The sequence below is a fragment of the Methylobacterium sp. 174MFSha1.1 genome, assembly GCF_900116815.1.
Classification (GTDB): domain Bacteria; phylum Pseudomonadota; class Alphaproteobacteria; order Rhizobiales; family Beijerinckiaceae; genus Methylobacterium.
In genome coordinates this window covers 86,847-113,234 of the sequence record NZ_FPCB01000025.1, presented here as the reverse complement: position 1 = coordinate 113,234, position 26,388 = coordinate 86,847, and the positions used below count along the sequence as shown (strand labels likewise).

Genomic DNA, 26,388 nt, shown 5'->3' with positions numbered 1-26,388 from the left:
GAGGTCCGTCGATCTTCAATCGAAGGACACCTCAGGATGAGGTTGTGTGTGGGATAGGAGCTGCCAATCAGTCAAACAGGCTCCGAGGGAAGAGGGCAGGGGGCGATGACCGACGGGCTTGAGGCCGATCCGCGGGTGCTGTGGAGCGAGGACGTCCTGCGCTACCGCGACACCGATGCCAACGGCCACGTCAACAACGCGGTCTTCGCCGCCTTCTGCGAGAGCGGCCGGGTGCAGTTCTTCGCAACCCACCTGACCCCGCTGCTCACCTCCGACACCTTCTTCGTCATCGCCCGCTTCGTCATCGATTACCGGGCGGAGCTGCACTATCCCGGCCGGGTCCGCACCGCGACTTGGCTCGCCCGCGCGGGCCGCACCTCGCTCGGCTTCCACCACCGCATCCTCACCGGGGACGTCGTGGCGGGCGAGGCGGAATCGGTCTGCGTGCTCCTGTCGAAGGAGACGCGGCGGCCGGCGCCGCTGGGTGCGGCCGGCGAGGCGGCGGCGCGGCTGGTGATCGAGAGGGCCTGAGGGGACGCACCGGTCGAACCCCTGCCGGGGATGACGCGTCCGGTCGCCCCGACCGACGGGGCCGCCGCGCGATATCGACGGCGGGCGGAATGAACCTTACCATGGGTCAGCCATCGAGTCGTCCCCGGACGGCCGCGTACCGACCCGGGGAGGCCGCACATGGACGATCGCATCGACATCGACCTGTCCATGGCGCAGGCCTCCGCCGAGCGTGTCCGGGCGGCGCTGGTCAAGCTCCGCGCGACCCACGATCTCGGCCGCTACGAATACACGCGGCGAATCAGGATCGCCCCGACCGGGCCGGCCTACAGCCACCCGGTGCTGACCTTGAACACCAGCCTCTGGGCCGAGCCGGCGATCCTGTGCACCTATCTGCACGAGCAGATGCACTGGTACGCGACGTGGTACTCGCACACCAACCCGTCCGGTTGGCGCGAGATCTGGCGGTCGATCCGGGAGGCGGTTCCCTCGATGCCGATCGGCTTCCCGCAGGGAGCGGAGAACGAGCATTCCTCGTATCTCCACGTCGTCGTGAACTACCTGGAGGTCGCGGCGGCCGGCGACCTCCTCGGTGAGGCGGCGGCCCGGGAGCTCGCGGTCAAGAACTTCATCTATCGCGGCATCTACGCGATCGTGCTCCGCGAGTGGGCGTTCCTGACGGCCCTGTACCGGAGGCACGGCCTGATCCCGATCCGCCCCGCGGGCGACCTGTCGGAGCGGGACCTGAGACTGGCCGCGCTCATGGAGGAGGCGCCGACCCGCTGACGGACTGGCGGGCACGGGCATCGTGCGGGGGAGGCACCGGAGAGGCGTGGACGCCGGCCCCGCCGCGCCGTACTCCATGCGGCGGGCCGCCGCGACGGCCTGTCGACCGCGCAGCGGAGCTGCCCCGTGCAACTCCGCTGAGCTTCTTGTTCTCGCATTATGTTCGCCGCCGAACCGGTGACCACCTCGGCACCGGCCGTCTGGCGGCCGGCGGAATGATGCTCGGGATGGTGCGTGCCGTGCAGCTGCGGGCCCTGATCTACTTCAACGAGCTCGCCCGGCACGGCTCGATGCGGCGGGCGGCGGAGAAGCTCGGCATCGCGCCGACGGCGATCAGCCGCCAGATCGAGAACCTCGAATACCATTTCGGCGCGCCCCTGGTGGAGCGCGACCCGACCGGGATCCGGCTCACCGCCGCCGGCGAGCTGCTCGCCGCCCGCTCGGCCCGCAGCTTGCGCGAGCTCGACCACGTCCGCACCCTGATCGACGATCTCAAGGGCCTGCGGGCGGGCCGCGTCACGGTCTATGCCAGCGGGGCGGCGGCCTCCGGCCTGCTGGTGCCGGCGCTGGCGGATTTCGCCGCGAGCTACCCGGACGTCCGCTTCGAGGTGGTGGTGGCGAGCGTCGGGCGCACCATGCAGGCGCTCGCCGACGGGGAGGCGGACCTCGCCGTCACCCTGTTCACGCCGCAGCAGGCCGAGATCGTCGTGCGCTGCCGCGCGCCGGTCGACCACGCCGCCATCATGGCGCCCGATCATCCCCTCGCCGACCGCCTGCAGGTCGGCCCGCGCGACCTCCTCGCCCACCCGGTGGCGGTGCCGGACGCGACCTTCGGGGTGCGCCAGGCCCTCGACGGGCAGATGCGCGAGGCCGGTCTGCCGGCCCTCGATCCGGTCTTCACCACCAGCGCCCTCGAGATCCAGCTCGAGCTCGCCCGGCGCGGCCGGGCGGTGCTGGTCCTCCCGCCTTTCACCGTGCGCCGCGACGAGGCGGCGGGCACGCTGGCGACGCGGCCCTTTCGCGACCTGCGCGTGCGCACCCATCTCGACCTGTCGCACCTGAAGGACCGGCCGCTCTCCTTCGCCGCCGCCAGGCTGGTGGCGGTTCTGGAGCAGCACATGCCCGGTTTCCACGCAGATGGCGAGGTGTAGCGGTTTCGGCTACGGGGTGCGCAACAGATCGCTGTTGCGGCCACACCAAAAATACTGATCTCCTAGCGGAACCGGAAAGCCGCACGGCAGAGGCGGCCGGTTCCAACGCCAATCGAGGGGTTCCATGGTCTCACGCACGCGCTTTCCCCGTCGTTGCCTGCTGACGGGCGCCCTTCTCGCCGCGCTCGCCCTGCCGGGGCTCGCCGGTGCCGCCCTGGCCGCCCCGCGCACCGACCTCGTCCTCGGCATGCCGGTCGAGCCCCCGGGCCTCGACCCGACCAGCGCCGCCCCGACCGTGATCGGCCAGGTGGTGTGGCAGAACGTGTTCGAGGGCCTGACCCGGGTCGACCGCGACGGCAAGGTGCAGCCGCAGCTGGCGAAGAGCTGGACCGTCTCGCCCGACGGCCTGACCTACACCTTCGCGCTCCAGCCAGGCGTGAAGTTCCACAACGGCGAGGCCTTCGACGCCGGCACCGCAAAGTTCGCCCTCGACGCGATCCGGGCGCCGGGCTCGGTCAACCCGCAGAAGGCGCTCTACGCGGTCATCGCCGACGTCAAGGCGCCGGACCCCGCCACCCTGGTCCTGACGCTCTCCAAGCCCTCCGGCAACCTGCTGTTCTGGCTCGGCCTGCCGGCGGCGGTGATGGTCGAGCCGAAGTCGCGCGACGGCCTTAAAAGCAATCCGGTCGGCACGGGGCCGTTCCGCTTCGCCGCCTGGCGCAAGGGCGACCGGGTCGAGCTGGCGCGCAGCCCCGACCATTGGGATGCCGCCCGCAAGGTCCATCTCGACAAGGTCACGTTCCGCTTCATCGGCGATCCCCAGGCCGCCGCCGCGGCGCTGCGCGCCGGCGACGTCGACGCCTACCCGCTCCTGCCGGCGCCCGAGCTCTACGGCGCCTTCCAGAAGGACAAGGCGTTCAAGGCCGAGCCGGGCCTGACCGAGATGAAGGTCGTGGCCGGCATGAACAATGCGGGCAAGCCCTTCGCCGACAAGCGCGTGCGCCAGGCGCTGATGATGGCGGTGGACCGCAAGCTCCTGATCGAGGGCGCCTATTCGGGCTACGGTGCGCCGATCGGCAGCCACTACACGCCCAACGACCCGGGCTACAAGGACCTGACGGGGGTCTATCCCTACGACCCGAAGAAGGCGAAGGCGCTGCTCGCGGAAGCCGGCTACGCCAAGGGCCTGACCTTCACCTTCAAGTCGCCGCAGATGGCCTACGCCACCCGCACCGCCGAGATCCTGCAGGCGATGTTCTCCGAGGTCGGCGTCACGATGAGCATCGTGCCGACGGAGTTCCCGGCCAAGTGGGTGCAGGAGGTGATGCGCGACCGCAGCTTCGACATGACGGTCATCGCCCATGCCGAGCCGCTCGACATCGCGATCTACTCCAACGATCCGTATTACTTCGGCTACAAGAACCCGGCCTTCAACGAGGTCGTGACGCAGGCCGCGCAGGCGACCGACGAGGCGACCCGGCTGAAGCTCTACGGCGACGCGCAGCAGATCCTGGCCGACGACGTGCCGGCCCTGTTCCTGTTCGTGCTGCCGAAGCTCAGCGTGTGGAAGGCCAAGCTCACGGGGTTCTGGAAAAACGAGCCGGTGCCGTCGAACGACCTGACGGAAGTGCGCTGGACGGAGTAGGTACCGCGACTCCCCTCTCCCGTGTGGGAGAGGGGCCGGGGGTGAGGGTGACACGCTTCAGTGTAAAGCGCTGAGCGAGATGCTGGCAGCTCAATAGTCAGGGTTTAATCCGGCAGCGTGTCACCCTCACCCCTACCCCTCTCCCACACGGGAGAGGGGATCCCGCGGCTAGTTCTTGCCGCGTACAGCACAGTAAAAGTCCAGTTTTTCCGATGCTGAGACCCACCCCATGTTGAGGCACCTCGCCCGTCGCGCCGCCGGCTTCGCGGTCACCTTCCTGCTGATCTCGATCCTGGTCTTCTGCATGATGGAGATCGTGCCGGGCGATCCGGCTTCGGCGATGCTCGGCACCTCGGCGACGCCCGAGACGCTGGCGGCGCTCCGCGCCCAGATGGGCCTCGATGCCCCGGCCATCCTCCGCTACCTGCGCTGGCTCGGCGGGCTCGCGAGCGGCGATCTCGGCACCTCCTACACCTACGGCGTGCCGGTGGGCGCGCTGATCCGCGAGCGGCTGGCGGTGACGCTGCCGCTCACCGGGCTCGCGGTGCTGCTGGCCGTCGGCATCGCCCTGCCGCTCGGGGTCACCGCGGCCTCGCGGCCTGGCGGCGTCGCCGACGGCGCCGCCACCCTCTATGCGCAGGCGGGCATCGCGGTACCGAACTTCTGGATCGGGCTCCTGCTCATCATGGTGGTGGCGCTCGGCCTCGGCTGGCTGCCGGCCGGCGGCTTCCCGGGCTGGGACGCGCCGGGATCGGCCCTGCGCGCCCTGCTCCTGCCGGCCTTGGCGCTCGCCATCCCGCAATCGGCGGTGCTGACCCGGGTGACGCGGGCCTCGGTGGTCGAGGTGATGAACGAGGATTTCGTGCGCACCGCCCGGGCCAAGGGCGCCTCGGTCTCCCGCGCCCTGTGGCGCCACGCGGTGCCGAACGCGCTGGTGCCGGTCATCACCATGCTGGGCCTGCAGATCTCGTTCCTGATCGGCGGCGCGGTGCTGGTCGAGAACGTGTTCACCCTGCCCGGCATGGGCCGGCTCGCCTGGCAGGCCCTGGCGCAGCGCGACCTGATCGTGATCCAGAACGTCGTGATGGTGTTCGCCACCATCGTCATCGTGGTCAATCTCGGGGTCGACCTGCTCTACACGGTCGTTGATCCCCGCCTGAGGAAGCGCGCATGACCGCCCTCGCCTTGAAGCTCCGGGGCGGCTGGCGCCCCGGCAGCGTCACCCTGCTCGTCGGCGGCATCCTGACGGCGCTCCTCGTCGGGATCGCGCTCACCTCCCTGGTCTGGACCCCCGAGGATCCGGCCCGGATGCGCATCCTCCAGAAGCTCAAGGGGCCGTTGGTCTCGGGGCTGCTCGGCACAGACCACCTGGGGCGCGACGTCGCCTCGATGCTGATGCGCGGCGCCTTCAACTCCCTCACCACCGCCTTCGCGGCGGTGGCGGTCGGGGCGGTGCTCGGCACGCTCGCCGGCGTCGCGGCGGCCGCGAACCACACCTGCGACGCGATCCTGATGCGGATCTGCGACGCGCTGTTCGCCCTGCCGCCGATCCTGTCGGCGATCATGCTCGGCGCGCTGCTCGGGCCCGGCGCGCTCACCGCCATCGTGGCGATCGGGGTGTTCATGATCCCGGTCTTCGCCCGGGTCACCCGCGGCGCGGCGATGCAGATCTGGGCGCGGGAATACATCATGGCCGCCCGCATGGCCGGCAAGGGCATTCCGCGCATCACCCTGGAGCACGTCCTGCCCAACATCGCCGGCCAGGTCATCGTCCAGATCACGATCCAGCTCGCCATGGCGATCCTGACCGAGGCGGGCCTGAGCTTCCTCGGTCTCGGACTGCCGCCGCCGGCTCCGACCTGGGGGCGGATGCTGGCGGAGTCGCAGACCTACCTGCTCCAGGCCCCCCACCTGGCGCTCGCCCCCGGCCTCGCCATCGCGGCCGCGGTGCTCGGCCTCAACCTCCTGGGCGACGGGCTCGCCGCCCGCCTCGACCCCCGCCGCCGGCAGGCCTCGTGATGCTCGCGATCCGCAACCTCTCCATCGCCTTCCCGGCGCCTAACGGCCCGGTCCGCGTCGTCGACGACGTCTCGGTCGCGGTCGGCCGCGGCGAGAGCCTCGGCATCGTCGGCGAATCGGGCTCCGGCAAGTCGATGCTGTCTCTCGCGACCATCGGGCTCCTGCCGAAGAGCGCCGGCACCTCCGGCGAGATCCTGCTCGAGGGCCGCGACATCCTGCAGATGCGCGAGCGCGAGCTGTGCTCCCTGCGCGGCCGGCGCATCGGCATGATCTTCCAGGAGCCGATGACGGCGCTCAACCCCGCGATGACCGCGGGCCAGCAGATCGCGGAAGGCATCCGCCTGCACCGCGACGTCGGCGGCGCCGAGGCTCGGGCCGAGGCCCTGCGCCTCCTCGAGCGGGTGCGGATCCCCGATCCGGCCCGGCGCATCGACAGCTATCCCCACGAGATGTCCGGCGGCCAGCGCCAGCGCGTCGGCATCGCCATCGCGCTCGCGCTCAAGCCCGACCTCCTGATCGCCGACGAGCCGACCACGGCCCTCGACGTGACGGTGCAGAAGGAGATCCTCGACATCCTCGACGAGCTGGTGGCCGATCTCGGCCTGTCCCTGATCCTGATCAGCCACGATCTCGGGGTGATCGCCCGCAGCACCGACCGGACCCTGGTGATGTGCCGGGGGCGCGCGGTGGAGGAGGGGCCGACCGAGCAGGTCCTGCGCAACCCGACCGCGCAATACACGCGCGACCTGATCGCCGCCCTGCCGCGCCGCGCCCGGGCGGGCCTCGGGGAGACAGGGTCGGGCGAGGGGAATTCCGGCGGGGAGCCGCGCCGCGCCGCGGGAGGGGCCCGATGACCGCGCTCCTCTCGATCGAGAACCTGACGCGCGACTACGCGCTTCGGGGCAAGGGCGGCATCACGCGGCATCTGCGGGCGGTCGACGGCGTGAGCCTCGACGTCGAGGCCGGCAGCATCTTCGCGGTGGTGGGCGAATCGGGCTGCGGCAAGTCCACCCTCGCGCGGATCGTCATGGCCCTCGACCGGCCGACCGGCGGCACGGTGCGGCTCGGCGGCGACGACCTGTTCGCGCTCACGCCCAAGGCGCTGGCGCGCAAGCGCCGCGACTTCCAGATGGTCTTCCAGGACCCCTACGGCTCGCTCAACCCGCGCCACTCGGTCGGGCGCATCGTCGCCGAGCCGCTCCACCTCCTCGACGACGCGCCGCGCGGCCGCGACCGCGCCGCCCTGGTCGCCCGGGCTCTGGAGGATGTCGGCCTGCCGCCGAGCGCCGCCGAGCGCTATCCGCACGAATTCTCCGGCGGCCAGCGCCAGCGCATTGCCATCGCCCGGGCGCTGATCACCAACCCGAAGCTCGTCGTCGCCGACGAGGCGGTCTCGGCCCTCGACCTGTCGATCCAGGCCCAGATCCTGCGCCTGATCCTGTCCTTGCGCGACCGCCACGGCCTGACCGTCCTGTTCATCACCCACAATATCGGCGTCGTCGACGAGATCGCCGACCGGGTCGGCGTGATGCAGTCCGGACGCTTGGTCGAGGAAGGCTCCGTGCGTGAGGTGCTGGACCACCCGCGCGAGGACTACACCCGCACCCTGCTCGCCGCCGAGCCGACGCTGGCGGTGCTGGGCCAGAGGCGCCGCCGGGCGTGAGGGGAGGGATGACTATGCGTCATGTGGTTGACGCATGGCGGCCCCTCCATTCCGGCGCTTGCGATCGGCGCCGCGATGTGTGAAATCGATTTCACGCACCGCGGCGATGGCGTCGCGGCGGTGCTGCCCTTCTTGGGCGTTTCCTCCCTAGACTTCGGGCCGCCTCGCAAGGGCGGCCTTTTTTCTGCGCGGAGGCTGCCTGCCGAGCGTCAGGCCGCGAGGATCACCCGGTCCCGACCGTCGCGCTTGGCCGCGTAGAGCGCGGCGTCGGGCGCGGCGGAAGAGGGATTCTCCGCCCTCCTCGGGCTGGCGCGTGGCGAAGCCGAGGCTGACGGTGGCGGCGACCGAGCGGCCGTCGCCGACCGATACCGCCATCGCGCCCACCGCAGCGCGCAAGGCGTCGGCCATCTCCGCCGCCTGGGCGGGGTCGATCCGCGGCATGATGATCACGATCTCCTCGCCGCCGATCCGGCAGACCGTGTCGGCGTTGCGCATCCCGGCCATCACCGCGTCGGCGACGTGCTTGAGCACCACGTCCCCGATCGCGTGGCCGTAGGTGTCGTTGACCCGCTTGAAATGGTCGATGTCGAGCACGACCAGCGACAGGGGGCGCACCGGTCTCCCGGGCGCGGGCGGTCTCCTCCTCCAGGCGCTCGGTGAACAGGCGGCGGTTGCCGAGCCCGGTCAGCCCGTCGGTGAGGGCCTGCGCCTCGAACCGCGCGAGGCGGACGACGTCGAGGGCCGTCCGGCGCGCCAGCTGGGCGAAGGTCGTGATGATCGCGGCACCGACGAGCTGGAGGATCAGCTGCAGCGCGGTCGCGGTGTCGAGGGGATGATGAAACCCCCGGACGGCCTTGACGGCGACGAGCAGGATGCAGAACGCCACCGCCGCCAGGAGGGCCTGCCAGGCCCGCTTCGCCGCCGGCTCGCGCGCCAGCCGCGCGACGTCCCGGAGCGGTGCGAGGGAGAGCAGCGCGACGCTCACAGCCAGGAGATCGAGAACCGGGCTGATGGAGACCATGAGGCGCGGATCCCGAATTCAGCAGAACGGTGAGCCAGTCCAGGTCCTGAACGAGGACCGGGCCGAGACGATGTCTGTCGTCTTCGACTTTCCCTTGGGGATATAACGCAAGTCGATTTTTTGCACAAGACTAGGGATGGCGATATCGTCAAAACCGCAAAAGTTAACATCGCAAACCGATTGGAATATCGCTCAATTAAAAAACAAATTTATCAGCCGGCGACGGTATCCGGTGTTTGTGCTTGGAAGCAATCGCACGATCGCAGTGCACAAAGACGCCACGAAGACATGGTGTCGTATCGACGAAAATCGCTCGTTCGCGTACGCTGCGAGCCTCGACCGGCCGTTTCCCGCGAGGCGCGCGCCCGCATCCCCGGCGGCCGCGGACGAAAAAAGGGACCGCGCGGGGCGCGGTCCCTGATTCGATCTCGGGCGGGGCCGGCCCGCCCGTCCGCGCGTCGGTCAGCGCATGGTGGGCATCACGAACTCGGCGCCGGCGCGGATGCCGGTCGGCCAGCGGGTCGTGATCGTCTTGAGCCGGGTGTAGAACCGCACGCCTTCCGGCCCGTGCATATGGTGGTCGCCGAACAGCGACGCCTTCCAGCCGCCAAAGGAGTGGAACGCCATCGGCACCGGGATCGGCACGTTGATGCCGACCATCCCGACCTGGATCTGGTGGGCGAATTCCCGCGCCGCGTCGCCGTCGCGGGTGAAGATCGCCGTGCCGTTGCCGAATTCGTGCTCGTTGATCATCCGCGCGGCGGTCGCGTAGTCGGGCGCGCGCGCCACGGCCAGCACCGGCCCGAAGATCTCCTCCTTGTAGATCGTCATCTCGGGCGTCACCCGGTCGAACAGGGTGCCGCCGACGAAGTAGCCGTTCTCGTAGCCCTGCAGCGTCAGGCCGCGCCCGTCGACCACCAGCTCGGCGCCCTCCTGGACGCCGCGGTCGATGTAGCCCTTCACCTTGTCGCGGTGTTGTGCCGTGACGAGCGGGCCCATCTCGGCCTCCGGATCGGTGCCGGGGCCGACCTTCAGCGCGCGCACCTTCGGGATCAGCTTCTCCATCAGCCGGTCGGCGGTCTCCTCGCCGATCGGCACCGCCACCGAGATCGCCATGCAGCGCTCGCCGGCCGAACCGTAGGCGGCGCCCATCAGGGCGTCGACCGCCTGGTCCATGTCGGCGTCGGGCATCACCACCATGTGGTTCTTGGCCCCGCCGAGGCACTGGGCGCGCTTCCCCGTCCGCGCCGCGGTCTCGTAGATGTACTTCGCGATCGGGGTCGAGCCGACGAAGGACACGGCGGAGATGTCGGGGTGGTGCAGGAGGGCGTCGACCGCCTCCTTGTCGCCCTGGACCACCGAGAACACGCCGTCGGGGAGCCCCGCTTCCTTCAGCCACTCGGCCATGACGAGAGCGGCGGAGGGGTCGCGCTCGGAGGGCTTGAGGATGAAGCAGTTGCCGCAGGCCAGCGCGACGGGGAACATCCACATCGGCACCATGGCGGGGAAGTTGAACGGCGTGATGCCGGCCACGATGCCGAGGGGCTGGCGGATCGCGCTGCTGTCGACGCGGGTGCCGACATTCTCGGTGATCTCGCCCTTGAGGAGCTGCGGTGCGCCGGTGGCGAACTCGACCACTTCCATGCCGCGCTGGATCTCGCCCTTGGCGTCGGAGAGCACCTTGCCGTGCTCGGCGGTGATCACCGCGGCGAGCTCGTCGATGCGCTCCTCGAGGAAGCGCAGGAACTTGTTGAGGATGCGGGCGCGGCGCAAGGGGGGCGTGGCGGCCCAGGCCGGAAAGGCGGCGCGGGCGGCGGCGACGGCCGCCCCGACCTCGTCGGCGCTGGCCAGCGCGACATTGCCCGATTGCTCGCCGGTGGCCGGGTTGAAGACCGGCGCGGTGCGGCCCGAGCGGCCGGCGACTTGAGCGCCGCCGACGAAGTGTCCGATGGTGGTCATGTTTCTAGCAAGTTCCAAAGGCAAAGTGAGCCGAACTCGCGTGACTTCGCGAGCCGAACATCGATCGTAAATCTCTGTGTCATCCCGGGGCTCGCCGCAGGCGAGAACCCGGGATCCATAACCGCTGACGTGAACGACAAAGGCGAAAGCCGTCCCGCTTCGTCCTGTACCGTCGGCGGTTATGGATCCCGGGTTCCGCTTTCGCGGCCCCGGGATGACGTGGAGGGTATGAGGGGGGTTACGCCGCCCGCCGCAGCGCCTCGCCCAGCATCGAGGCCATCGTGTCGATGTGCTCGGGCTCCGCGATCAGCGGCGGCGATAGGGCGATGATGTCGCCGGTGACGCGGATGAGCAGGCCCTTCTCGAAGCAGTCGGTGAAGACGTCGTAGGCCCGCGCCCCCGGCGCCCCGTCGCGGGACGTCAGCTCGATGCCGGCGATGAGGCCGATGGTGCGGATGTCGATCACGTTCGGGCAATCGCGAAGGGCGTGCATCGCCGCGTGCCACTGCGCCTGGACCTGGGTGGTGCGGGTGAGGAGGCCCTCCTCCGCGTAGATCTCCAGGGTGGCGAGGCCGGCCGCGCAGGCGACCGGGTGGCCCGAATAGGTGTAGCCGTGGAAGAGCTCGATCGCGCCCTCCGGCCCGTGCATCAGCGCGTCGTGCACCTGACGCGTGGCGAAGACCGCGCCCATCGGGATCGTGCCGTTGGTGAGGCCCTTCGCGGTCGTGATGAGGTCGGGCGTGACGCCGAAATAGTCGGTCGCGAAGGGCGCGCCGAGGCGGCCGAACCCGGTGATGACCTCGTCGAAGATCAGCAGGATGCCGTGGCGGGTCGCGATCTCGCGCAGGCGCTCGAGGTAGCCCTTCGGCGGCACCAGCACGCCGGTCGAGCCCGCCACCGGCTCGACGATCACCGCCGCGATGGTCTCGGCGCCGTGGAGCGCCACCAGCCGCTCGAGGTCGTCGGCGAGATCCGCGCCGTGCTCGGGCTGGCCCTGCACGAAGGCGTTGCGGGCGAGGTCGTGGGTGTGGCGCAGGTGGTCGACGCCCGGCAGGAGCGGGAACATCCGGCGGTTGTTGACGAGGCCGCCGACCGAGATGCCGCCGAAGCCGACGCCGTGATAGCCGCGCTCGCGCCCGATCACCCGGGTCCGCGTGCCCTGGCCGATGGCGCGCTGGTAGGCGAGCGCGATCTTGAGCGCGGTGTCGACCGATTCCGAGCCGGAGCCGGTGAAGAACACCCGGTCGAGGGCGCCGCCCGGCGCGATGTCGGCCAGGCGCTCGGCGAATTCGAACGCGATCGGGTGGCCCATCTGGAACGAGGGCGCGTAGTCGAGGGTCGAGAGCTGACGCTCGACGGCCTCGGCAATGCGGCGGCGGCCGTGGCCGGCATTGACGCACCACAGGCCGGCGGTGCCGTCGAGAACCCGGCGGCCGTCGTCGGCCGTGTAGTGCATGCCTTGCGCCGCGACGAGCAGGCGCGGCGCGGCCTTGAACTGGCGGTTGGCCGTGAACGGCATCCAGTAGGCGTCGAGGCTCGGGCGGTTCAGGCGCGGCGGATGGGCGTTCATGGTCGGGTCCTCTGGGGCGCGATGGCCGAGAGACAAGCCCGTTCCGGCAAGCGCAACAAGTCCTTTTCTGATCACCCGTAACCCGTTGACGGAGCGTGCCGCCGGGCTAGGGTGTTGCCCGATCCGCAACAGCCTCAACAGGGGAGCCGGGGTGACCAACGACGAGGTGGGGGCGCGCCTGCGCCATGTGCGCCTCCTGCACGGCCTGTCGCAGCGGGCGCTCGCCAAGCGCGCCGGGGTGGTCAACTCCACCATCTCGCTGATCGAATCGGGCCAGACCAACCCGTCGGTCGGGGCCCTCAAGCGCATCCTCGACGCGGTGCCGATCGGGCTCGCCGAGTTCTTCTCGCTCACCCCGGAGCGGTCCGAGAAGGCCTTCTACGCCAGCGAGGAACTGGTCGAGATCGGCAAGGGCCGGATCTCCTACCGCCAGGTCGGCGACAACCTGTTCGGCCGCGCCCTGCAACTGCTCAAGGAGCGCTACGAGCCGGGCTCCGACACCGGCCGGGTGCCGCTGGTCCATGACGGCGAGGAGGGCGGCATCGTGCTCTCAGGGAGGCTCGAAGTGACGGTGGACGACGAGCGCCGGGTGCTGGGGCCGGGCGACGCCTACTACTTCTCCAGCCGCCGGCCGCACCGCTTCCGCTGCGTCGGACCGAATCCGTGCGAGGTGGTGAGCGCCTGCACGCCGCCGACCTTCTGACGGCCTTGCAGCCCTCGATCGTATACAATATTCATCAACGTGAACGAGTGGAGTCGAGAGCATGGCCGTGACGGCGCGCGCGCGGGGATCCCGATCCGTCGCCGGGGGGCTCGGCCACCGGACCGTCTCGGCGGCGGTGGCGGAGGCCCTGCGCCAGCGCATCCTCTCGGGCGCCCTGGCGCCGGGTTTCCAGCTACGCCAGGACGCGCTGGCGGAAGAGTTCGGCATCAGCCGGATCCCGATCCGTGAGGCATTGCTCCAGCTCGAAGCCTCCGGCCTGGTGAAGATCGCCCCGCATCGCGGCGCGGTGGTCACCGGGCTCTCGGTCGAGGAGATCGAGGACGTGTTTCAGCTCCGCGTCTCCCTGGAACCGCAATTGCTGATCCTCTCGGCCCGCCACCTGACGCCGGACGATTTTTCGGAGTTGCGCGCCTTGCGCGACGAGTACAGCGCGGCCTTGAAGGTCGGCACGGTCGAGATCTGGGGCGAGCTGAACCGCCGCTTCCATCTCGGCCTCCTGCGCCATGCCGGCCGGCCGCGCTCGCTGGCCATCGTCGCCGGTCTGCTCCAGGATTGCGACCGCCCGACCCGGCTCCAGCTCTCCGTCTCCGGCGACGTCGCCCGTGCCGACATGGAGCACACCACGATCCTCGACCTGTGCGAGGCGGGGGAAGTGGTGGCGGCGGCGAACCTCCTGCGGATCCATGTCGAGCATGCCGGGCATTCGCTGGTCGAGATCTATCGCAAGTCGGCGGTCGTAGAGTGAAGACGAATTGCGGTTGGTCCTGATCGGCAGCATCAATCGACTATTTTGATTTTGAATCCTATGCGTCATTCCAGGGCGAGAATTCGCGAGAATCCAGGATGATGCAGAGCGTGCAATGCGATGTCAAATCGAATTACTTCCAACAGATAAAGCGCGGGATCCCCTCTCCCGAGTGGGAGAGGGGTAGGGGTGAGGGTGGCTCGGTCTCCGCAATGACCCTGAAGTGTTGAGCTGCCAGCACGATAGTCTGAGTTTTACACTGAACCCGAGCCACCCTCACCCCCGTCCCCTCTCCCACACGGGAGAGGGGAGACGCTTTATCCTGAATGCAAGCGGCCACGCGGAAGCCGCGCGAGATCCGCATCCCGGCGAGCGAATTACCGTAAGGTCGCTTGACCTCGTCGCATATTTTATACAATCTACGAATCAAGGTAGCGCAGGGGATCGCACCGTGCCCGACACCGCACTCGAGACCAGGGGGCTGACCAAGGCGTTCGGCGGTTTCCGGGCGGTGCGGGGGCTCGACCTGAAGATCCGCCGCCACGCGATCCACGCGCTGATCGGCCCGAACGGCGCCGGCAAGACCACGGTGTTCAACCTGCTCACCAAGGTCCACGTGCCGACCGAGGGGCAGATCCTCTACGAGGGCGCCGACATCACCCGCGAGACGTCCGCCGCCATCGCCCGGCGCGGGCTGGTGCGCTCGTTCCAGATCTCGGCGATCTTCCCGAACCTCTCGGTGCGTGACAACGTCCGGGTGGCGCTCCAGCGCCGGCTCGGCACGCAGTTCCAGTTCTGGCGCTCCGGCCGCACGCTCCGCGTGCTCGACGAGGAGGCGATGCGGCTCCTCTCCGAGGTCGGCCTCGCGGAGGCCGCCGAGGCCCGCGCCGCCGACCTCTCCTACGGCCGCAAGCGCACCCTGGAGATCGCCACGACGCTGGCCCTCGACCCGCCCTTCCTGCTCCTCGACGAGCCGACGCAGGGGATGGCGATCGAGGATGTCGACCGCATCAAGCGGCTGATTCGGCGCATCGCCAAGGGACGCACCATCCTGATGGTCGAGCACAACATGTCGGTGGTGGCCGACCTCTGCGACACGATCACGGTGCTCCAGCGCGGCGAGATCCTGGCCGAGGGACCCTACGCCGCCGTCTCGACCGACCCGGCGGTGCGCGCCGCCTATCTCGGAGGCGGGCATGGCTGAGACGGTCCTCGAGACCCGCGGCCTCCAGGCCTGGTACGGCGAGAGCCACGTGCTCCACGGCATCGACCTCACGGTGCGCGAGGGCGAGTGCGTGACGCTGATCGGGCGCAACGGCGCCGGGCGCACCACGACCTTGCGCGCCATCCTCGGGCTCACCGACCGGCGCGCCGGCTCGGTGCGGGTGCGGGGAGCCGAGGCGATCCGGCTGCCGCCCCACCGCATCGCCCGCCTCGGCCTCGGCTACTGCCCGGAGGAGCGCGGCGTCTACCGCACGCTGACCACCCGCGAGAACCTGACCCTGCTGCCGCGCCTCGGCGAGGGCGGCCTGCCCCTCGACGAGGTCCTGGCGCTCTTCCCCAACCTCGCCGAGCGGGCCGACAGCTACGGCGGCCGGCTCTCGGGCGGCGAGCAGCAGATGCTGGCGCTCGGGCGCATCCTGACGACGGGGGCCCGCATCCTGCTCCTCGACGAGATCACCGAGGGGCTGGCGCCGGTCATCGTCGAGGCCCTGGGGCGCGCCGTGGCGATGCTGAAGAGCCGCGGCTTCACCATCGTGCTGGTCGAGCAGAACTTCCACTTCGCCCGCCACCTCGCCGACCGCCACTACGTGGTCGAGCACGGCCGCATCGCCGCGGAGATCGCGGCGCACGAGGTCGCGGCGCGGGAGGAGGAAGTCGGGCGGTTGCTCGGGGTGTGACGGGAACAGAGAATAGGTAACTGGCCAATCCGTCTCCAACACACAGGGTCATCCCGGGGCTCGCCGAAGGCGAGAGCCCGGGATCCAGAACCGCAGGTGGCGGAGAATACGGCGAAACGCACGCCGCTTGATCCTGAACCATCAGCGGTTCTGGGTGTGCCTGCGGCACTCCGGGCTCCGCTGCGCGGCCCCGGAATGACGTGGTGAGTGCAAGAGCTGGTGTTTGACGAGAGACATCGGACGAGTTCGACAGGAGCCCGTCCCCGAAGAGCAAGCATCGTCCAGGCAAACAAGGAGGCGGGAATCATGCGGTCGCGTGTCATCGGGTGCGCCCTCGGTCTGGCGCTCGCGGGCGTGGCGTCGGGGGCCCTCGCCGCCGACAAGGTCAGCGACGGGGTGGTGAAGGTCGGCATCCTCAACGACCTGTCGGGGATCTATTCCGACTTCACCGGCCGTGGCTCGGCGGTGGCGGCGCAGATCGCCATCGACGAGATGGGCGCCAAGGTGCTCGGCGCGCCGGTCGAGCTCGTCGCCGCCGACCACCAGAACAAGCCCGACATCGCCGCCAACCTCGCCCGCGAGTGGTTCGACCAGGGCAAGGTCGACATGATCGCCGACTTCCCGACCTCCTCGACGGCGCTCGCCGTGATGGAGATCGCCAAGCAGAAGAACCGGGTGACGATGCTCTCGGCCGGCGTCGCCATGGCGGCGATCACCGACAAGTGCTCGCCGCTCAGCGCGCAATGGATGGTCAACACCTACGCGCTCGCCGCCGGCACCGCCAAGGCCCTGCTCAAGGCTGGCAAGAAGAGCTGGTACTTCGTCACCGCCGACTACACCTTCGGCCACTCACTGGAGAAGGACGCCGCCGCGGTGGTCGAGGCCGAGGGCGGCAAGGTGCTGGGCGTCTCCCGCCATCCGTTCCCGGGCGGCGACTTCTCGTCCTACATGCTGAAGGCGCAGGGGACCGGCGCGCAGGTGATCGCGCTCGCCAATGCCGGCAGCGACACGATCAACGCCGTCAAGCAGGCCGCCGAGTACGGCATCGGCCGCAGCGACAAGCAGGTGATCGCGCCGCTCCTCACCTACATCACCGACGTGAAGAGCCTCGGCCTCGCCAAGGCCCAGGATATGTACCTGACGGAAGCGTTCTACTGGGATTACGACGACCGCTCGCGCGCCTTCGCGGAAAAATACTTCGCCAAGATGAAGCGGATGCCGAGCGCCTCGCAGGCCGCGATCTACTCCGCGGTGCTGAGCTACCTGAAGGCGATCGAAGCCGCCGGGACCGACGAGGCCGGCGCCGTGATGAGCCAGCTGCGCTCCATGACCATCGACGACGCGGTGATCCGCAACGGCAAGCTCCGGGCCGACGGGGCGCTGGTGCACGACCTGCTGCTGCTCCAGGTGAAGAAGCCGGCCGAGTCGAAGCGCGACTGGGATTTCTATCACGTCAAGGCGGTGCTCAAGGGCGACGACGTCTACCCGAAGCCGAGCGACGCCTGCCCGCTCAACGCGAAGGGGTGAGCACCGCCGCCTGAACCCTCCCCCCTCTGCGGGGGAGGGTGCCCCGCGGATGCGGGGCGGGAGAGGGGACCGCGACGCTGATCCAGATAGCGTCCTTCGTCGCGGTCGCGACCTTTCCGGAAGCGGCGTCCCCTCTCCCGGCCCGCTCCGCGGGCCACCCTCCCCCGCAGAGGGGGGAGGGGACGAACCGAACCGTCCTGCCCAAGTCTTTTCCGGTCTCCCCATGTCGGACATCACCCTCCAGGCCTTCATGGCCCAGCTCACCATCGGGCTCATCGGTGGTTGCTTCTACGCCATGCTGAGCATGGGGCTGGCGATCATCTTCGGGCTGCTCAACATCATCAACTTCACCCACGGGGCGCAGTTCATGATGGCGGCCTTCCTCGCCTGGATCGGGCTGACCCAGGTCGGGCCCTGGCTCGGCCAGCCGGATCTCCAGGTGAATTTCTGGCTCGCCCTAGTGCTGGCGCCGGCCCTCGTCGCGGTGTTCGGCATGGCGATCGAGCGCACGCTGCTGCGCCGGCTCTACCACCTCGACCACCTCTACGGCCTGCTCCTCACCTTCGGGGTCGCGCTCGTGATGGAGGGGGGCTTCCGCTACGTCTTCGGCGTCTCCGGCCAGGGCTACGAGCCGCCGGAGATCCTGCAAGGGCCGGTCGATGTCGGCTTCATGCTGCTGCCGAAATACCGAGTCTTCGTGGTCGCGGCCTCGCTGCTGATCTGCCTCGCCACCTGGTACCTGTTCGAGCGCACCAAACTCGGGGCTTACTTGCGGGCCGGCACCGAGAATCCGCGCCTGCTCCAGGCCTTCGGCATCAACGTGCCGGTGATGATCACCCTGACCTACGGCTTCGGGGTGGCGCTCGCCGGCATCGCCGGGGTGCTGGCCGCGCCGATCATGCAGATCACCCCGCTGATGGGCGGGAGCCTGCTCAACATCGTCTTCGCCGTGGTGGTGATCGGCGGCCTCGGCTCGATCCTCGGCGCGATGCTCACCGGCCTCGGCCTCGGGCTGATCGAGGGGCTGACCAAGGTGGTCTATCCGGAGGCCTCGACCGTGGTGGTCTTCGTCATCATGGCCCTGGCGCTGCTGCTGCGCCCGGCCGGCCTGTTCGGACGCGAGGCGTGAGATGACCACGAAGACCCTCTTCGCCGCCCTCGTCGCGCTCCTCGTCCTGGTGCCGCTGGTGCCGGGGCTGGTCTACCCGATCTTCGTCATGAAGGTGATGGCCTACGGGCTGTTCGCCTGCGCGTTCAACCTGCTGCTCGGCTTCACCGGCCTCGTCTCCTTCGCCCACGCCGCGTTCCTCGGCACCGCCGGCTACGTGACGGGCGCGCTGATGATCCGGCTCGGCGCCCACCCGCTCGGGGTGCCGGCGGCCTTCCTGGCCGGCGTCGCGGCCTCCGCCCTCGTCGGCTTCGCCATCGGGGGGCTGGCGATCCGCCGGCGCGGCATCTACTTCGCGATGATCACGCTGGCGCTCTCGCAGATCGTCTACTTCCTGGCGGTGCAGTTCTGCTGGACCGGCGGCGAGGACGGGCTCCAGGGCATCCCGCGCGGCACGCTCCTCGGCCTCGTCGATCTCTCCAACGACACCGCGATGTACTACGTCGCGCTGGCGCTCTTCGCCGCCGGCTTCCTGTTCATCGACCGGGTCGTGCACTCGCCCTTCGGCCAGATCCTCCAGGCGGTGCGCGACAACGAGGCCCGCGCCGTCTCCCTCGGCTACGACGCGTCGCGCTTCCAGCTCCTCGCCTTCGTGCTCTCGGCGGCGCTCGCCGGCTATGCCGGCGCCCTCAAGGCCCTGGTCTTCGGCCTCGTCTCGCTCAACGACGTGTCGCTGCACACCTCGACCGAGGTGGTGCTGATGACGCTGCTCGGCGGCGTCGGCACCCTGTTCGGGCCCCTCGTCGGCGCCGCCCTGGTGGTCGGCCTGCAGAACTACCTCGCCACCATCGGCGACCTCGTCACGGTGGTGATCGGCCTGATCTTCATTCTCTGCGTCTCGTTCTTCAGCCGCGGCGTCGTCGGCGAGTGGCTGCACTGGCGCCACCGCCGCGCCGCCCGGGCCGCGCGTCCGCTGCCCGAGGCGGAGCATCCGCCGGTCGCCGAGGCGGCCTGATCCTTTCCACCCAACCCAAAATACCAATCCAAGGAGACAGACCCATGTGGACAGGCGTCATTCCCGCCGTCACCACCAAGTTCACCGCCGACGGCGCCCTCGACCACGCCGAGATGGAGCGCTGCTTCGCCCTCCAGATGCAGGCCGGCTGCGACGGCCTCATCGTCTGCGGCTCCCTCGGCGAGGGTCCGATGCTGTCGCAGGACGAGCGCCTCGACGTGCTGAAGACCGCCCTGTCGGTCGCCGGTCCCCACCCGGTGCTGCTCACGGTCTCCGAGGCCGGCACCCGCGAGGCCTGCGACCTCGCCGCGAAGGCCGCCAAGGCGGGTGCCGCCGGCCTGATGGTGGTGCCGAGCCCGATCTATCACACCGACGAGGACGAGACCGTCGCCACCCTGAGCGCCGTGGCCGCCGCCGGCGACCTGCCGGTGATGATCTACTCGAACCGCATCGCCTACCGGGTCGACGTGACGCCGCGGATCATGGAGCGGCTCGCCGCCGATTCCCGCTTCGTCGCGATCAAGGAATCCTCCGACGACATCCGCCGCACCACCGAGATCCTCAACCATTTCGGCGACCGCTTCGCGGTGCTGACCGGCGTCGACAACCTCGCCTTCGAGGCGCTGAGCGTCGGGGCGGTCGGCTGGGTCGCGGGCCTCGTCGTCGCCTTCCCGGAGGAGACCGTGGCGATCTACCGGCTGATGAAGCAGGGCCGCACGGCGGAAGCCCTCGAGATCTACCGCTGGTTCCGCCCGCTCCTCGACCTCGACGTCTCGACCTTCCTGGTCCAGAACATCAAGCTCGCCGAGGCGCTGGCGATCGGCTCGACCGAGCACGTCCGCATGCCGAGGAAGCCTCTCTCGGGCGAGCGTCGCGCGGCGGTCGAGGCGATCATCCGCACGGCGCTGGAGCGCCGCCCGTCCCTGAAGCTCGCCGCGTAACGGAGCCGCTTTGCCCCGCGAGGTCGCCATCGTCGGGGCCGGCATCGTCGGCCTCGCCATCGCCCATCACTGCCTCGCCGAGGGCTGGCGGGTGCGGCTGATCGAGCGCGGCGGCGTCGCGGAGGGTGCGAGCTTCGGCAATGCCGGGGCGCTCGCCTTCACCGACGTGCTGCCGCTCGCCTCGCCGGGCATCCTGCGCAAGGCCCCGCGCTGGATGCTCGATCCCCTCGGGCCGCTGGCGCTGCCGCCGGCCTACCTGCCGCGGATCGCCCCCTGGCTCCTGCGCTTCTGGCGCGCGAGCTTGCCCGACCGCCACCGCCACGCGACGGAGGTCCAGTCCGGCCTGATGCGGCTCGCCGCGCCGGCGATGGAGGCGATGGTGGAAGCGGCCGGCCTCGCCGGGCGCCTGCGCCGCGACGGCAACCTCGAACTCTACGAGAGCGAGGCGGAGCTCTCCGCCTCCGGGCCCGGCTGGGCCGCCCGGGCGCGGGAGGGCATCGCCTTCGAGCATGTCCGCGGCGCCCGGCTCGCCGAACTCCAGCCCGGCCTGTCGCCGCGCTTCGTCGCCGGCACCTTCACGCCGAACTGGATGACGGTCGACGATCCCCACCGCTTCGCCCTGGCGCTCCACGCCGACGTGATGGCGCGGGGCGCGACGCTCGTGCGGGGCGAGGTGCGGGACATCGCGCCGGAGGGCGGGGCCGTGCGCCTCACGCTCGCCGACGGCACGGTGCTCCGGACGGATGCCTGCGTGCTCGCCGCCGGGGCCTGGTCGCGGGAGCTGGCGCGCCGCCTCGGCGACCGGGTGCCGCTCGACACCGAGCGCGGCTACAACACCATCTTGCCGCCCGGCGCCTTCGATCTTCGCCGCCAGCTCACCTTCGGCGGCCACGGCTTCGTGGTGACGCCGCTTGCGACCGGTGTGCGGGTCGGCGGCGCCGTCGAGTTCGGCGGCCTCCACCGCCCGCCCAACTTCGCCCGCGCCGACGCGATGCTGCGCAAGGCCGCCGCCTTCCTGCCGGGCTTGCGCACCGAGGGCGGCCGGCAATGGATGGGTTTCCGCCCCTCGCTCCCCGACAGCCTGCCGGTGATCGGCCCGTCGCGGGCGAGCCCGAAGATCCTCTACGCCTTCGGCCACGGCCATCTCGGCCTGACGCAGAGCGCCGGGACGGGGCGGATCGTGGCGGATCTGCTGGCGGGGCGGGGGCCGGGGATGGACGTGCGGGCGCTGCGGGCGGGGCGGTTCGGGTAGTCACGGGCGTGCGCTTGAACCCTCCCCCCTCCGCGGGGGAGGGTGCCCCACGGAGTGGGGCGGGAGAGGGGCAGCGCGACGCTGACTCAGCTCGCGCCCTTCAGAACGGTTCAGATCTATCCGGAAGCGTGGTCCCCTCTCCCGCCCGGCTCCGCCGGGCACCCTCCCCCGCAGAGGGGGGAGGGTTCGGGGCCGCGCGCTCACGCTCCCCGCATCGCGTTCATCGTCAGCAGCTCGTAGGTCGCCGCCGTCTCGCCCGCCGCCGTCTGGATCTCCACGTCCCAGCGCACCTCGCCGTACTGGGCATTGCGCGGCGATTTCTCCTTGGCGGTGAGCCGCACCCGGATCGCCTCGCCGGGCTGGATCGGCTTGAGGAAGCGCAGGGAATCGAGCCCGTAATTCGCCAGGACTGGGCCCGGATCGGGATCGACGAACAGGCCGGCGGCGAAGGACAGGAGCAGGTAGCCGTGCGCCACCCGGCCGGGGAAGAACGGGTGACCCTTCGTCGCCTCCTCGCTCATATGGGCGTAGAAGGTGTCGCCGGTGAAATGCGCGAAGTGCTCGATGTCTGCGAGCGTGATCACCCGCTCGGCCGAGTGGAAGCTGCGGCCGATCTCCAGCTCCTCGAAGTGGCAGCGGAACGGGTGCTCGGGGACCACCGTCTCCGGCGCGCCCTTGATCCAGCTCTGCGTGATCCGGCTCAAGCTCGCGGGCGAGCCCTGCAAAGCCGTGCGCTGCATGTAGTGGTGGAGCGCCCGCACGCCGCCGAGCTCCTCGCCGCCGCCGGCCCGGCCGGGGCCGCCATGCATCATGTGCGGCATCGGCGAGCCGTGGCCGGTCTGCTCCTTGGCGCAGTCGCGGTCGAGGACGACGAGGCGGCCGTGATAGGCCCCGACCCCGAAGACCAGCTCCGCCGCCGCGGCCGGATCGTGGGTGTAGAGCGAGGCGACGAGGCTGCCCTCGCCGCGATTGGCGAGCGTCGCCGCCTCCTCCAGCCCGTCATACCCCATCACGGTGCAGACCGGGCCGAAGGCCTCGAGCGCGTGGACCTGCCGGGCCCGGAGCGGATCGGCGCAGTGGAGCAGCAGCGGCGGCAGGAAGGCGCCTGTCTCCGGATCCGCCCCCTCGACCTGAAGCTTCGCCGGGTCGCCGAAGACCAGCTCCGCCTCCGACTTCAACGCCTCGACCCGGGCGAGCACGTCGCGGCGCTGCGCCAGGCCCACCACCGGCCCCATCCGCACGCCCTCGCGGGCGGGATCGCCGATCCGCACTGAAGCGAGGCGCTGCTGCAACGCCTCGATCACCGCCGGGACGTGGGCGCGGGGCGCCAGCGCCCGGCGGATCGCGGTGCATTTCTGCCCGGCCTTGACCGTCATCTCCTTGGCGACCTCCTTGACGTAGAGGTCGAATTCCGGCGTGCCCGGCCCGGCATCCGGCGCCAGAATCGCGGCATTGAGCGAGTCGCGCTCGGCGACGAAATGCACCGCCTCGCGGGCGATGACCGGATGACGCTGCAGCATCTGCGCCGTCTCGGCCGAGCCGGTGAACGACACCACGTCCTGCCCGGTGAGATGGTCGAACAGGTCGCCGGTCGGCCCGACCACGCATTGCAGCGCGCCGTCGGGCAGGATGCCGGATTCGGCAATCAGCCGCACCAGGGCGTGGGCGACGTAGGCCGTGATCGTGGCGGGCTTCGTCACCACCGGCACGCCGGCGAGGATCGCGGGCGCGAGTTTTTCGAGGAGGCCCCAGCACGGGAAATTGAACGCGTTGATGTGGACGGCGCAGCCCGTCCGCGCCGTCATCACGTGGCGCCCGACGAAGCTGCCGCCCCGCGACAACGGCTCCACCGCCCCGTCGATCAGGAAGGTGGAGTTCGGCAATTCGCGCCGGCCCTTCGAGGCGTAGACGAACAGGGTCCCGATGCCGCCGTCGATGTCGATCAGGTTGTCGGTGCGGGTCGCGCCGGTCTGGTGCGAGAGGGCGTAGAGCCCGTCCCGGCGCTCGTTGAGATAGGTCGCCAGGCGCTTCAGCATCTCGGCGCGCTGGTGGAAGGTGAGGCGGCGTAAGCCCGGACCGCCGACCCGGCGGGCATGGTCCAGCACCTCGGCCATGGCGAGCCCGCCGCTGCCGACCTCCGCCACCACCGCGCCGGTGACGGCGCTGCGGATCCCGGTCCAGTCTCCCCCCGGCGTGATCCAGCGTCCCTGGACGTAGCTCTCCAGCCGCATGGCGTCCCTCCCTTTGTTGTGCGCTCATTATTAACCGACCGGCCGGTTGGTCAAGCACGGCTCGACAGGCCCCGGCCGGCGCCGCTATCGAGAAGGCTCCCCCGAAGGACCCGGATGCCCGATTTCCTCCCGCCGCTCATCGACCACTTCCACGCCCGCACGCCGATCCGCGCCGGCTCCCTGGTGGTCACGGTCTTCGGCGACGCGGTGGTGCCCCGCGGCGGGGTGCTGTCGCTGGAATCGCTGCTGGCGATCACCCGGGCGTTCCGCATCGGCGACGGGGTGGTGCGCACCGCCCTGTCGCGGCTGGTCGCCGACGGCTGGTTCGAGCGCTGGAAGCTCGGCCGCAACAGCTTCTATCGCTTGACCGGCACCGGTGCCGCCGCCTTCGCCCGCGCAACCGCCCGGATCTACGGCGCGCCGGCCCCGGTCTGGTCCGGCACCTTCGACCTCCTGCTCCTCGATGGTCCCAACGACCTCCGGGCCGAGCTCACGGGCGCCGGCTACGGCAGCCTCGCGCCCGACCTGATGATCGGATCAAGGCAAGCGGCGGAAGCGGGGGAGGGGGCGCTGCGCCTCGCCGCCCGACCCGAGGATGCCGCCACCGCCCGCCGCCTCGCCGCCCGCGCCTGGCCGGTGGCGGAGGTGGCCGATCGCTACGCCCGCTTCGCCGCCACCTTCGCGGCGGCGGGGAAGGCCGTGGCGGCGCATCCGCCGGTGGGGCTCGACGCCCTGGTGCTGCGCATCCTCCTGATCCACGAATACCGCCGCGCCGTGCTCAAGGACCCGCTGCTGCCGGCCGACCTCCTGCCGGAGGATTGGCCCGGCGCCGCGGCGCGGGACCTCTGCGCAACGATTTACCGCGCCGTCGCGCCGGCGGCGGAAGCTTGGCTCGACGCCAACGCCACCACCGATTCCGGCCCGCTGCCGCCGGCCGGCGCGGAAGTCGCGGCGCGGTTCGCCGCCTGAGCGCGGCACCCCATCCCGGTGTGCCGCACCGCAACGTGTTACGAAAAATCTTGCAAATCAAAAATTCCGTGATATATTGAGATCCAGAACAGTGAGGGAGGCGCGGCCATGTACACGCAGGCCCTGAACGCCAAGGACAACACGGCTCCGCTCGGCGGTCCCGAGGACGCGGACCGCGCGGTCCGGTTCCAGGCGCGGGTCGACGCCGAGGAGCGCATCGAGCCGAACGACTGGATGCCGGAGGCCTACCGCCGCACGCTGACCCGGCAGATCTCGCAGCACGCCCATTCCGAGATCGTCGGCATGCTGCCGGAGGGCAACTGGATCACCCGGGCGCCGACGCTCAAGCGCAAGGCCGCGCTTCTGGCCAAGGTGCAGGATGAGGCCGGCCACGGGCTCTACCTCTACTCGGCGGCCGAGACCCTCGGCACCAGCCGCGAGGAGATGTTCGAGCAGCTGCTCGCCGGTCGCGCCAAGTATTCCTCGATCTTCAACTACCCGACCCTGACCTGGGCCGATATCGGCGCCATCGGCTGGCTGGTCGACGGCGCGGCGATCATGAACCAGATCCCGCTCTGCCGCTGCTCCTACGGGCCCTACGCCCGCGCGATGATCCGCGTCTGCAAGGAGGAGAGCTTCCACCAGCGCCAGGGCTACGAGATCATGCTGACCCTCTGCCGCGGCACGCCGGAGCAGAAGGCGATGGCGCAGGACGCCCTGAACCGCTGGTGGTGGCCCTGCCTGATGATGTTCGGCCCGCCCGACGCCGAGAGCCAGCACTCCGACCAATCGGCGAAGTGGAAGATCAAGCGCTTCTCGAACGACGAGCTGCGCCAGAAATTCGTCGACGCCACGGTGCCGCAGGGCCAGTATCTCGGCCTGACCTTCCCCGATCCCGATCTCGCCTACGACGAGGCGGCCGGTCATTGGCGCTGCGGCGCGATCGACTGGGAGGAGTTCAAGCAGGTGCTGGCCGGCAACGGCCCCTGCAACCGCCAGCGCATGAAGCAGCGCCGCGACGCCCACGCCGCCGGCGCCTGGGTGCGCGAGGCGGCGATGGCGCATGCCGAGAAGCGCGCCCGGCGCGCGGCGCAGGCCGCCGCCCTGCCAGACGCCGCGTGAGGGAGGGACCGATGCCCGAGCCAAAAATCCCGCTCTGGGAGGTGTTCATCCGCTCCCGCAACGGCTTGGCGCACAAGCATGTCGGCTCGCTCCACGCGACCGACGCTGCGATGGCGCTCCAGGCAGCCCGCGACGTCTACACCCGCCGCGGCGAAGGGCTGTCGCTCTGGGTTGTGCCCTCGGCGGCGATCGTCGCCTCGGACCCGGCCGACAAGGACGTGCTGTTCGAGCCCACCGCCTCGAAGATCTACCGGCATCCGACCTTCTACGAGGTGCCGGACGAGGTCGGGCATATGTGAGCCATCACCCGCCCGCGCCAGGTTGAGCGCGGGATCCCCTCTCCCGTGTGGGAGAGGGGTAGGGGTGAGGGTGGCGCGCTTCCGAGTAAAACTCGAACCGTCGTGCTGGCAGCGCTACGCTTGGTGCTTCACGCGGAACCGTAGCACCCTCACCCCCAGCCCCTCTCCCACACGGGAGAGGGGAGATGTGCCTCATCCGTCATCGGCGTGATTGCTTACCCGAGGCCCCC

General features: G+C 70.3%; 25 protein-coding genes. 21 read left to right on the top strand and 4 right to left on the bottom strand.

From position 1 onward, the window contains the following. Window positions 1–105 precede the first annotated feature (105 nt). From BM430_RS21820 to BM430_RS21785, 8 genes are all read left to right on the top strand, one after another. The gene (locus BM430_RS21820) at window positions 106–531 is read left to right on the top strand and encodes an acyl-CoA thioesterase (RefSeq protein WP_093569343.1); all 426 of its coding nucleotides are present in this window, start codon (window positions 106–108) and stop codon (window positions 529–531) included. Window positions 532–690: 159 nt separating this feature from the next. Then, window positions 691–1,296 carry a hypothetical protein gene (locus BM430_RS21815; RefSeq protein ID WP_093569342.1) on the top strand — a complete coding sequence of 202 codons (606 nt, stop codon included), beginning with the start codon at window positions 691–693 and terminating at the stop codon, window positions 1,294–1,296. 239 nt (window positions 1,297–1,535) lie between these two features. Further along, complete coding sequence (locus tag BM430_RS21810; protein ID WP_093569361.1) at window positions 1,536–2,447, top strand: LysR family transcriptional regulator; 912 nt, start codon at window positions 1,536–1,538, stop codon at window positions 2,445–2,447. Between the two features lie 124 nt (window positions 2,448–2,571). Continuing rightward, window positions 2,572–4,092, top strand: coding sequence for an ABC transporter substrate-binding protein (locus tag BM430_RS21805; protein WP_093569341.1), 1,521 nt, complete (start codon window positions 2,572–2,574; stop codon window positions 4,090–4,092). A 229-nt stretch (window positions 4,093–4,321) separates the two neighbouring features. Continuing rightward, window positions 4,322–5,266 carry an ABC transporter permease gene (locus BM430_RS21800; protein WP_093569340.1) on the top strand — a complete coding sequence of 315 codons (945 nt, stop codon included), beginning with the start codon at window positions 4,322–4,324 and terminating at the stop codon, window positions 5,264–5,266. Beyond that, window positions 5,263–6,111 carry an ABC transporter permease gene (locus tag BM430_RS21795; protein ID WP_093569339.1) on the top strand — a complete coding sequence of 283 codons (849 nt, stop codon included), beginning with the start codon at window positions 5,263–5,265 and terminating at the stop codon, window positions 6,109–6,111. Before BM430_RS21800 ends, BM430_RS21795 begins: the two co-directional genes overlap by 4 nt. Further along, window positions 6,111–6,965: an ABC transporter ATP-binding protein gene (locus BM430_RS21790; protein WP_177303134.1), complete on the top strand. Its 855-nt coding sequence runs from the start codon at window positions 6,111–6,113 to the stop codon at window positions 6,963–6,965. Before BM430_RS21795 ends, BM430_RS21790 begins: the two co-directional genes overlap by 1 nt. Further along, window positions 6,962–7,774, top strand: coding sequence for an ATP-binding cassette domain-containing protein (locus tag BM430_RS21785; protein ID WP_093569337.1), 813 nt, complete (start codon window positions 6,962–6,964; stop codon window positions 7,772–7,774). The genes BM430_RS21790 and BM430_RS21785 overlap by 4 nt, the downstream gene beginning before the upstream one ends. A 147-nt stretch (window positions 7,775–7,921) precedes the next feature. Here BM430_RS21785 and BM430_RS21780 read toward each other — a convergent pair whose 3' ends face one another. Continuing rightward, window positions 7,922–8,389, bottom strand: coding sequence for a GGDEF domain-containing protein (locus BM430_RS21780; RefSeq protein ID WP_093569336.1), 468 nt, complete (start codon window positions 8,387–8,389; stop codon window positions 7,922–7,924). Here BM430_RS21780 and BM430_RS34170 point away from each other — a divergent pair. After that, window positions 8,358–8,828 carry a hypothetical protein gene (locus BM430_RS34170; RefSeq protein ID WP_143132098.1) on the top strand — a complete coding sequence of 157 codons (471 nt, stop codon included), beginning with the start codon at window positions 8,358–8,360 and terminating at the stop codon, window positions 8,826–8,828. The genes BM430_RS21780 and BM430_RS34170 overlap by 32 nt on opposite strands. A gap of 429 nt (window positions 8,829–9,257) precedes the next feature. Here BM430_RS34170 and BM430_RS21770 read toward each other — a convergent pair whose 3' ends face one another. Both BM430_RS21770 and BM430_RS21765 read right to left on the bottom strand, forming a co-directional pair. Further along, window positions 9,258–10,754, bottom strand: a complete 1,497-nt coding sequence (locus BM430_RS21770; protein ID WP_093569334.1) for a CoA-acylating methylmalonate-semialdehyde dehydrogenase — start codon at window positions 10,752–10,754, stop codon at window positions 9,258–9,260. A 238-nt stretch (window positions 10,755–10,992) separates the two neighbouring features. After that, the gene (locus BM430_RS21765; RefSeq protein WP_093569333.1) at window positions 10,993–12,324 is read right to left on the bottom strand and encodes an omega-aminotransferase AptA; all 1,332 of its coding nucleotides are present in this window, start codon (window positions 12,322–12,324) and stop codon (window positions 10,993–10,995) included. Window positions 12,325–12,475: 151 nt separating this feature from the next. Between BM430_RS21765 and BM430_RS21760 the strand changes: the two genes are divergently transcribed. The 9 genes from BM430_RS21760 to BM430_RS21720 all read left to right on the top strand — a co-directional run bounded on the left by BM430_RS21760 (window position 12,476) and on the right by BM430_RS21720 (window position 21,537). Next, entirely contained in the window at window positions 12,476–13,027 is a 552-nt protein-coding gene (locus BM430_RS21760; RefSeq protein WP_093569332.1) for a cupin domain-containing protein, read from the top strand. 61 nt (window positions 13,028–13,088) lie between these two features. Further along, window positions 13,089–13,793: a GntR family transcriptional regulator gene (locus tag BM430_RS21755; protein WP_093569331.1), complete on the top strand. Its 705-nt coding sequence runs from the start codon at window positions 13,089–13,091 to the stop codon at window positions 13,791–13,793. A 451-nt stretch (window positions 13,794–14,244) separates the two neighbouring features. Next, entirely contained in the window at window positions 14,245–14,997 is a 753-nt protein-coding gene (locus tag BM430_RS21750) for an ABC transporter ATP-binding protein (RefSeq protein ID WP_093569330.1), read from the top strand. Beyond that, on the top strand, window positions 14,990–15,694 hold the full coding sequence (locus BM430_RS21745; protein ID WP_093569329.1) for an ABC transporter ATP-binding protein: 705 nt from the start codon (window positions 14,990–14,992) through the stop codon (window positions 15,692–15,694). The genes BM430_RS21750 and BM430_RS21745 overlap by 8 nt, the downstream gene beginning before the upstream one ends. A 306-nt stretch (window positions 15,695–16,000) precedes the next feature. After that, window positions 16,001–17,221, top strand: a complete 1,221-nt coding sequence (locus tag BM430_RS21740) for an ABC transporter substrate-binding protein (protein WP_093569328.1) — start codon at window positions 16,001–16,003, stop codon at window positions 17,219–17,221. 223 nt (window positions 17,222–17,444) lie between these two features. Further along, window positions 17,445–18,350: a branched-chain amino acid ABC transporter permease gene (locus BM430_RS21735; protein ID WP_093569327.1), complete on the top strand. Its 906-nt coding sequence runs from the start codon at window positions 17,445–17,447 to the stop codon at window positions 18,348–18,350. Between the two features lies 1 nt (window position 18,351). Continuing rightward, window positions 18,352–19,344, top strand: coding sequence for a branched-chain amino acid ABC transporter permease (locus BM430_RS21730; RefSeq protein WP_093569326.1), 993 nt, complete (start codon window positions 18,352–18,354; stop codon window positions 19,342–19,344). Window positions 19,345–19,388: 44 nt separating this feature from the next. Further along, window positions 19,389–20,285 carry a dihydrodipicolinate synthase family protein gene (locus BM430_RS21725; protein ID WP_093569325.1) on the top strand — a complete coding sequence of 299 codons (897 nt, stop codon included), beginning with the start codon at window positions 19,389–19,391 and terminating at the stop codon, window positions 20,283–20,285. A 10-nt stretch (window positions 20,286–20,295) separates the two neighbouring features. Then, window positions 20,296–21,537 carry an NAD(P)/FAD-dependent oxidoreductase gene (locus tag BM430_RS21720; RefSeq protein WP_093569324.1) on the top strand — a complete coding sequence of 414 codons (1,242 nt, stop codon included), beginning with the start codon at window positions 20,296–20,298 and terminating at the stop codon, window positions 21,535–21,537. A 200-nt stretch (window positions 21,538–21,737) separates the two neighbouring features. On the opposite strand, the gene paaZ is transcribed toward BM430_RS21720, so the two are convergent. After that, window positions 21,738–23,768, bottom strand: a complete 2,031-nt coding sequence (gene paaZ / locus BM430_RS21715; RefSeq protein WP_093569323.1) for a phenylacetic acid degradation bifunctional protein PaaZ — start codon at window positions 23,766–23,768, stop codon at window positions 21,738–21,740. 114 nt (window positions 23,769–23,882) lie between these two features. Here paaZ and BM430_RS21710 point away from each other — a divergent pair, with 114 nt between their 5' ends. The 3 genes from BM430_RS21710 to paaB all read left to right on the top strand — a co-directional run bounded on the left by BM430_RS21710 (window position 23,883) and on the right by paaB (window position 26,158). After that, complete coding sequence (locus BM430_RS21710; RefSeq protein ID WP_093569322.1) at window positions 23,883–24,737, top strand: PaaX family transcriptional regulator C-terminal domain-containing protein; 855 nt, start codon at window positions 23,883–23,885, stop codon at window positions 24,735–24,737. Between the two features lie 108 nt (window positions 24,738–24,845). Continuing rightward, window positions 24,846–25,859 (top strand): 1,2-phenylacetyl-CoA epoxidase subunit PaaA, encoded by a 1,014-nt coding sequence (paaA, locus tag BM430_RS21705; RefSeq protein WP_093569321.1) that lies wholly within the window; start codon window positions 24,846–24,848, stop codon window positions 25,857–25,859. A gap of 11 nt (window positions 25,860–25,870) precedes the next feature. Further along, window positions 25,871–26,158, top strand: a complete 288-nt coding sequence (paaB, locus tag BM430_RS21700) for a 1,2-phenylacetyl-CoA epoxidase subunit PaaB (RefSeq protein ID WP_093569320.1) — start codon at window positions 25,871–25,873, stop codon at window positions 26,156–26,158. Window positions 26,159–26,388 lie beyond the last annotated feature (230 nt).

Bases quoted from the DNA above. Each gene is read 5' to 3' on its own strand.
- BM430_RS21820 (WP_093569343.1), top strand. From the start codon at position 106: ATGACCGACGGGCTTGAGGCCGATCCGCGGGTGCTGTGGAGCGAGGAC.
- BM430_RS21815 (WP_093569342.1), top strand. From the start codon at position 691: ATGGACGATCGCATCGACATCGACCTGTCCATGGCGCAGGCCTCCGCC.
- BM430_RS21805 (WP_093569341.1), top strand. From the start codon at position 2,572: ATGGTCTCACGCACGCGCTTTCCCCGTCGTTGCCTGCTGACGGGCGCC.
- BM430_RS21800 (WP_093569340.1), top strand. From the start codon at position 4,322: ATGTTGAGGCACCTCGCCCGTCGCGCCGCCGGCTTCGCGGTCACCTTC.
- BM430_RS21795 (WP_093569339.1), top strand. From the start codon at position 5,263: ATGACCGCCCTCGCCTTGAAGCTCCGGGGCGGCTGGCGCCCCGGCAGC.
- BM430_RS21790 (WP_177303134.1), top strand. From the start codon at position 6,111: ATGCTCGCGATCCGCAACCTCTCCATCGCCTTCCCGGCGCCTAACGGC.
- BM430_RS21785 (WP_093569337.1), top strand. From the start codon at position 6,962: ATGACCGCGCTCCTCTCGATCGAGAACCTGACGCGCGACTACGCGCTT.
- BM430_RS34170 (WP_143132098.1), top strand. From the start codon at position 8,358: ATGTCGAGCACGACCAGCGACAGGGGGCGCACCGGTCTCCCGGGCGCG.
- BM430_RS21770 (WP_093569334.1), bottom strand. From the start codon at position 10,754: ATGACCACCATCGGACACTTCGTCGGCGGCGCTCAAGTCGCCGGCCGC.
- BM430_RS21765 (WP_093569333.1), bottom strand. From the start codon at position 12,324: ATGAACGCCCATCCGCCGCGCCTGAACCGCCCGAGCCTCGACGCCTAC.
- BM430_RS21755 (WP_093569331.1), top strand. From the start codon at position 13,089: ATGGCCGTGACGGCGCGCGCGCGGGGATCCCGATCCGTCGCCGGGGGG.
- BM430_RS21745 (WP_093569329.1), top strand. From the start codon at position 14,990: ATGGCTGAGACGGTCCTCGAGACCCGCGGCCTCCAGGCCTGGTACGGC.
- BM430_RS21740 (WP_093569328.1), top strand. From the start codon at position 16,001: ATGCGGTCGCGTGTCATCGGGTGCGCCCTCGGTCTGGCGCTCGCGGGC.
- BM430_RS21735 (WP_093569327.1), top strand. From the start codon at position 17,445: ATGTCGGACATCACCCTCCAGGCCTTCATGGCCCAGCTCACCATCGGG.
- BM430_RS21730 (WP_093569326.1), top strand. From the start codon at position 18,352: ATGACCACGAAGACCCTCTTCGCCGCCCTCGTCGCGCTCCTCGTCCTG.
- BM430_RS21725 (WP_093569325.1), top strand. From the start codon at position 19,389: ATGTGGACAGGCGTCATTCCCGCCGTCACCACCAAGTTCACCGCCGAC.
- paaZ (WP_093569323.1), bottom strand. From the start codon at position 23,768: ATGCGGCTGGAGAGCTACGTCCAGGGACGCTGGATCACGCCGGGGGGA.
- BM430_RS21710 (WP_093569322.1), top strand. From the start codon at position 23,883: ATGCCCGATTTCCTCCCGCCGCTCATCGACCACTTCCACGCCCGCACG.
- paaA (WP_093569321.1), top strand. From the start codon at position 24,846: ATGTACACGCAGGCCCTGAACGCCAAGGACAACACGGCTCCGCTCGGC.
- paaB (WP_093569320.1), top strand. From the start codon at position 25,871: ATGCCCGAGCCAAAAATCCCGCTCTGGGAGGTGTTCATCCGCTCCCGC.